This is a genomic window from Geobacillus sp. ZGt-1 (genome assembly GCF_001026865.1).
In the GTDB taxonomy this organism is placed as follows: Bacteria; Bacillota; Bacilli; order Bacillales; family Anoxybacillaceae; genus Geobacillus; species Geobacillus thermoleovorans.
Window position 1 is genome coordinate 1,640 of sequence record NZ_LDPD01000025.1, and the last position, 264, is coordinate 1,903.

General features: G+C 52.3%; 1 protein-coding gene. It reads right to left on the reverse strand.

Features of this window, described 5'->3' with window-relative positions; genetic code table 11:
- A partial coding sequence (locus VU18_RS20415) for a DUF6431 domain-containing protein (protein WP_236687409.1) occupies positions 1-257 on the reverse strand: 257 nt, incomplete at its 3' end.
- Positions 258-264: the final 7 nt, after the last annotated feature.

Sequence of the window (264 nt, forward strand, 5' to 3'; positions counted from 1 at the left end):
CGTGTATATTGAACATACGGGAGGAGGAAAGAAGGCAGCACACTCACGGTTTTGCGACACTCTTGACAGCGATATCGTGCGATCCAAAGGTGATACTCCCCCTCTGCCGTCAACGCATAGCGTTGGTAGTATCCGTGACGATGCAAGGGGCGGCGGGACGGACAGTGGGGGCATTGTCTCACGTCAGGAAAATCGTTCCCTTTCCCACGATCCGTATACGTTTGAATGTCAATGCCAAAGTCGTGAAACTGGATCACACTTCCT